Source organism: Streptomyces sp. NPDC056987 (genome assembly GCF_042673865.1).
Classification (GTDB): Bacteria; Actinomycetota; Actinomycetes; order Streptomycetales; family Streptomycetaceae; genus Streptomyces.
This window is the reverse complement of record NZ_JBHURV010000057.1, coordinates 1-5189: the sequence shown is the minus strand read 5'-3', so window position 1 is coordinate 5189 and position 5189 is coordinate 1. Positions and strand designations below refer to the sequence as shown.

The 5189-nt window shown below is 69.9% G+C and carries 8 protein-coding genes; all 8 read right to left on the bottom strand.

The window, feature by feature from the left end:
• Positions 1 to 497, bottom strand: a 497-nt coding sequence (locus ACFTZC_RS38910) for a hypothetical protein (RefSeq protein ID WP_382898453.1), incomplete at its 3' end; no start/stop codon positions are given.
• Positions 494 to 976 (bottom strand): hypothetical protein, encoded by a 483-nt coding sequence (locus tag ACFTZC_RS38905; RefSeq protein WP_382898451.1) that lies wholly within the window; start codon positions 974 to 976, stop codon positions 494 to 496. The genes ACFTZC_RS38910 and ACFTZC_RS38905, both read right to left, overlap by 4 nt.
• 87 nt (positions 977 to 1063) lie before the next feature.
• On the bottom strand, positions 1064 to 1411 hold the full coding sequence (locus ACFTZC_RS38900; protein ID WP_382898449.1) for an SH3 domain-containing protein: 348 nt from the start codon (positions 1409 to 1411) through the stop codon (positions 1064 to 1066).
• Positions 1412 to 1563: 152 nt separating this feature from the next.
• Positions 1564 to 2307, bottom strand: coding sequence for a hypothetical protein (locus tag ACFTZC_RS38895; RefSeq protein ID WP_382898448.1), 744 nt, complete (start codon positions 2305 to 2307; stop codon positions 1564 to 1566).
• Positions 2304 to 2969, bottom strand: a complete 666-nt coding sequence (locus ACFTZC_RS38890; protein ID WP_382898446.1) for a hypothetical protein — start codon at positions 2967 to 2969, stop codon at positions 2304 to 2306. The genes ACFTZC_RS38895 and ACFTZC_RS38890 overlap by 4 nt, the downstream gene beginning before the upstream one ends.
• Before the next feature lie 55 nt (positions 2970 to 3024).
• Positions 3025 to 3492 (bottom strand): hypothetical protein, encoded by a 468-nt coding sequence (locus ACFTZC_RS38885; RefSeq protein WP_382898445.1) that lies wholly within the window; start codon positions 3490 to 3492, stop codon positions 3025 to 3027.
• Positions 3489 to 4046, bottom strand: a complete 558-nt coding sequence (locus ACFTZC_RS38880; protein ID WP_382898510.1) for a DUF4913 domain-containing protein — start codon at positions 4044 to 4046, stop codon at positions 3489 to 3491. The genes ACFTZC_RS38885 and ACFTZC_RS38880 overlap by 4 nt, the downstream gene beginning before the upstream one ends.
• A gap of 192 nt (positions 4047 to 4238) precedes the next feature.
• Positions 4239 to 4994 carry a DNA-methyltransferase gene (locus ACFTZC_RS38875; RefSeq protein WP_382898444.1) on the bottom strand — a complete coding sequence of 252 codons (756 nt, stop codon included), beginning with the start codon at positions 4992 to 4994 and terminating at the stop codon, positions 4239 to 4241.
• Positions 4995 to 5189: the final 195 nt, after the last annotated feature.

The following is a 5189-nucleotide window of genomic DNA, read 5'->3' as shown; positions in this document are numbered from 1 at the left end:
TTTGTTTGGTGGGCTGTTATTTTTGTTATATACACCCTTAACTGGGCGGGGGCCTTCCCGGGGGGGGGGGGGGGGCGGCCCCGGCCCGGGGGGGCGGGGCCCCCCGGGGGCAAGGTGGTCGCCACCTGGCGCCGGGTCACGGGGACGGGCCGGGCCTGAGCACCGGGTGCGGGCAGCGTGCGCAGCAGGGTATCCAGGGCGGTGGTGTAGTTGTCGCGGGCGTCGAGGGCTGCCTGCAGCCACTGGGTGTCCATCCGCAGCCGGTCCGCGGACAGGTCGTCCATGTCCCGCTCGGGCGACATGGACGCGTAGATGCGGTCCCGGATGTGGGTGACCTGTTCCTCGGTGAGGGCGAGGAACGAGCGCAGTTCCAGCGCTCGGGCCAGCACCGCCGGCGCGTCCGGGCCGATGGCCGTTTCATACAGGTCGGCGACCGGGGCGCCGAAGACTTCCCGCAGACGGCCGTCCCGCGTGCAGGGTCTGTCCCGGACACTCACCTCAAGCCCCCCCGACGCTGCACCGCCGCTGCCGGTACGGTCGCCGGTGGGGCCGGCGCTGGGGTGGTGGGCACCGCCGGACCGGGCCGTTCCCCAGCCAGGGTGCTCGTCTCGGCCCGGGCCTCGTCCGGGCCGAGAGCGTGCGGGGCGAGGATGCGGCGCACGGCGACGGCCCATTGGTCCCGGACGGTCACCGCCTGCTCGACGCGGCGGACGAGTGCCATCGTCGGGTCGTCGACCCCCTCGCCCGGCTGGGTCTCCAGGGCGGCGAGGAGTTCGGCCTCCGCGCGGTCGAGCACCGTCTGGGAATGGACGAGGAGCGTGTGCCATGCGACGAAGGCGCTCGCGTCACGATGCGCCGTCGGCGAGGCGGCGACGGCAGCCTTCAACTGGTCCATGCTCATGCCGAAGTGGGCTTCGATCCGTGTCGTGAGTACGCCCACGACATCCTCGGTGCCGTCGGAAATGTCTTCGGACAAGGGGGAGACTCCTTCCCCGAGAGGGACGAGCTGGGGTGCGGGACAGGCGGCCGGGTAACCCGGCTGGTCGCACGGGCCGGGGGTCGGTCAGTCGAGGCACATGTGGACGCTCCGGAAGACGTAGGTGCCGGAGACCCAGCCCTTCACGCCGGTGGTGTTGTCCGTGATGTAGTGCCAGTTCCCGCTGGTCTTGTGGACGGTGAACTTGTGGCCGCGGTAGAGGATGCCGACACGGGTGGAGGAGGCCGACGCCTTGGAGCGGATGTTCACGGCCTGCGTGTCGATGACCCACGGACCGGGCCGGTTACACGGATCGGCCGCCACCGCGCTGTTCGGCGCCGCGGCCGGTGCGGCCATGGCCGTGGTTGCCGAGAGGGCCGGCACAGCGAGCGCGCCGAGCAGCGCGACGGATATGGCGATTCGGTTTGAGCGCATGCGGAATAAACCTCCGTACGAGGGAATGAAAATGGGTGGTGAGCCAGCTCGGGAGTTGTTGTCCCGGCGGCTGTATAAGAGTCCGGAGAATCGCCGGTTTGGCCAACCGGCGATCGTCGCCTATATTCCGCCCCGAACAGCGGAATTGAGGCTCAGCGCGAGGGGCCCGGCGGGCGCGGAACAGTGGCCTTCGGCAGGGAAGCCGGAAGCGCGTGGGACACCGGCGACGTGACGGGCGGGAGCGGGCCGGCAGTGCCGCCGAGCCGGTCGTCACACCACCGGAGGGCGTCTTGGACCGTGGCGAAACCGCCCTCACGCAAGGTATGGGTCCCCGCGTCGAGGTCGGTTTCCTCGACCAGGACACGGAACGGGGACCCCTCGTCGAGGACACGCAGAGCCACGACCGTCACCGCGTCGTCCCAGGCGTCACGGGTGTAAGAGCCCCCGAGCGCGTAGTAGTCGCCTTCCGTCATCAGGCGCTTTTCCAGAGCCCGCGTCGTCTCGTCCGCCGGTTCAGTGCCCTGACTGGGGTCGAGGCCGATCCGTTCCGCGGGGCAGCCGCGGTGGATCAGCCAGGACTGGGCCATCACCGCCAGCGGGAAACTCGTCTGCTCGAAGCCGAAGGTCTTCGTCTCAAGGTCGCGGCGCAGGTGGAGGGCGACGATCTGTGGATCCCCCGGGTGGCCGTAGGTCGCCGACCGGTCGTGCAGGACGTAGTAGCTGTCCGACATGTCAGGTGTGTGGTGCTCGGCGAGCGGCATCAGCATGTCCTGGTTGATCCCGATCGCGTGCCGGAAATCCTCCCGGATCTCCTCGTCCGCAGGCTGGAACCTGTCAAGCCGGGGATTCAGTCCAGGGGGGAGCCTGAGTCCTTGCGGCAGATCTGGCCAGGTCATCGCCGTGCCTTCCTGCTGCCCGGCTCTCTCGGCGGGGATACAGCGGGTGCGGGGACGATGGTGGTGTGGGGACGGAGGCCGACCAGGGTGGTACGCCCGTACGCCGTCAGCGTGACCGGCTGGCTCGCGAAGGGGGAGTCGTCGCTGGTGTCGCGCGAGACGAGACCGGCTGCTTCGAGCCGCTCCAGGTGTTCGTAGGGGATCACGCTGCGGGAGGCGGTGATCACCAGCCTCTGGTTGGTCAGGAGTTGCGGGTGGAGCACGGCTCCGCCGGCGATGCCCCGCAGCGCCGCGTGATCGACGACGCCTAGCCATTCACCATCGCCCCGCGTGCTGCGGGTGGCAGCGGCCTCGATCGGCTCCAGGGCGGCGATCACCCGGGCCTCCGCCAATTCCCTTTTCGCGAGGGCCTCTTGGAGCCCGGCGACCGTAATGTCGATCCGCTGCAGCAGGGCTCGGTCGACGGGGAACTCGCCGCTGCTGAGCCGTTCGAGCACCCCGCGTTGAAAGGTGACACTGATTCCCGCCGAGGTCAGTGCGCTGTGCAACTCCACGAGGTGGGTGTGCGGCTCGTCGAGGAGACCGCGGTCCGCGCGGTCCCAGAGGGTGTCGATGTCGTATCCGGTCGCGGCTTCGACACGGTGCTGCAGAGTAGAGACCACGGGCCGGACGGCTCTCGCTTTGGGATCAGGGGGCATAGCGGGTAACTCCTTAATGTCAGCGGACTGGGTGGGCAGGGCTGATGGCCGGGCGGGGCAGGCCCGGCGGTGCGGCGGGCGGGGGGCCCGACGCGGGCTTGGAGGCGAGGAGTTGGGGCGGGCGGGAGCGGGCGGCGTGGGTGCGCGCGCTCACCGGCCGGCGGGCCATCCCGAGGCGGACGCCGACGGTGTCGTAGATGTCGTTGCGCGCCCGGGGCCGTACGGCGACGACGTGGATCTCGCTGCCGTGCGTGGAAGTCGGCGGTGCCGGGCGCAGGGCGTAGACCATGCGCCACTGCATGCGGGAGTCGATGCTGAGCTTGCGGAGTCCGGACAGATCACCGGTGAGCTTGGTGCCGGCCCGGCCGCCCTTCACGACGTCCTGGAGCTGGGCAAGCGCGAGGTCGCGGATGTCACCGGGGGCCTGCAGCAGATCGGTGAGGGCCCGCGGGTCGAAGCTGAGCGCGAAGACCGGCTCGCGCCTCACGACGCCGGCCCGCCCGGCTCACGACCGCCAGGCCTCTCCTCCCCCGGCTTCGCCCTCTCCACGCGGATGGAGGACGGCGGGCCGGGAAGGACCCGGTGCGCGGGACGCTCCGGCGAGGTCATGCACGCCGACAGCGGCCCGCCGGGCGCCCGGATCGCCGCGACGGCGTGGGTGAGGAAGTCCCGGTGCCACACGAACAACCCGCTCAAACCCGCTTCGGGGTCCTTGTGCTGCTGGTAGGCGAGCCACAGGGCATGGAGCCAGGCGACGACATCGTCGTGCTCCTGCCACCGCAGGCACCAGGGGGACGCCGTGGTGACCTCCGTGCCGTAGACCGGCAGGAGGAAGTCGTCCACCCAGTCGCCGAGCGCGTCGAGTTCGTCCTCGTACGCCTCCCCCTCCAGCTCCATGATCGGGCGCGGCTCCGGCGGTGAGGCCGGTGCGGGAGCGCCCAGCCCCGGCACACCGAACGCGGCGAACGGAGAGGGCCGCGCCGGAGGCGGAGCGGTAGCGAGGTGGTCGAGCTGCTGCGCCTGCTGAGCGGACTGCTCCATCAGCCGCCGGACACTCGCCTCGATCCCCTCAAGATCGGTATCCGGCACCCTGACCGGTGGCAACACCCCATCGGTGTCGCGGGGTTCTGCGGATTCGGGCATGGAAATGAATGGCCTCCTACGAGCCGTGCAAAGTCAGAAAGGCAGGCACGCACGGGGTGCGTCCCGCCGCTGTGCGTGTTGCGGGACGGTTCAGACGGTGAGGACCATGTCGTCCTGGGTGAGGGTGTCGCGGAGCGTCGCGGTGAGCCGTTCCGTCGCGATCTGCGCGTAGTGCTCGGTCTTCTCCACGCCGATGAAGTCACGGCCCTCCAGCAGCGCGGCGACGCCGGTGGAGCCGGATCCGGCACAGAAGTCGAGGACCGTGCCGCCCGGCGGACAGATCTTGACCAGGTCGCGCATCACCTCGACCGGCTTCTGCGTGATGTGCCGGCGCTTGCTGCCCGAGGGCTGCGAGGCGCTGTAGAGGCCGGGCAGGTAGACCGGGTTACGGGAGGCGTCGATCGGCCCGTTCGACGCCCAGATGATGAACTCGCAGTTCTGCGTGAACCGGCCCTTCTGGGGCCTGGCCTGCGGCTTGTGCCAGACCAGCACCCCGCGCCACAGCCAGCCGGCCGCCTGGATCGCGTCCGTCGTGACGGGCATCTGACGCCAGTCGGTGAACAGCAGCGCGGTCCCGCCGCTCTTCGTCAGCCGGTGGGCCTCGGTCATGATCTGCGTCAGCCAGAACCCGTAACTGCGCTGGTCCATGTTCTCGCCGGTGAAATCAGCCAGCGTGTGCTGCGCATCGGCGGAGGTGTACTTCTGTTTCGCGGAGCGTGTCGTGCGCTCCTTCGCGGTCCGCCCGCCGGAGTTGTAGGGCGGATCGGTGACCACGGAGTCGACGCTGTCGTCCGGCAGGCCGGCCAGAACGGTGAGGGCGTCGCCCTGGTGGAGGGAAAACGGCAAAGAGGAACCCCGATTCGGGTGGGAAAGTGCGGGATAGAGAGACCCGTCGCGCAGAGGAATCCCCGGGGGCCGGATAAATCTGGGCATGCAGAAGCCCAGGGCCGCAGACCGGGAAAGGGCGAGGGGGTCCTAAAACTGTAGGCTCGAATGCGCCGACGACCAAAAAGCGGGGCGTGGGGTGCCGGATTCCGGCAC

Coding starts and splice junctions, on each gene's coding strand:
- ACFTZC_RS38900 (WP_382898449.1), bottom strand. CDS start 1,411: ATGCGCTCAAACCGAATCGCCATATCCGTCGCGCTGCTCGGCGCGCTC.
- ACFTZC_RS38895 (WP_382898448.1), bottom strand. CDS start 2,307: ATGACCTGGCCAGATCTGCCGCAAGGACTCAGGCTCCCCCCTGGACTG.
- ACFTZC_RS38880 (WP_382898510.1), bottom strand. CDS start 4,046: ATGGAGCAGTCCGCTCAGCAGGCGCAGCAGCTCGACCACCTCGCTACC.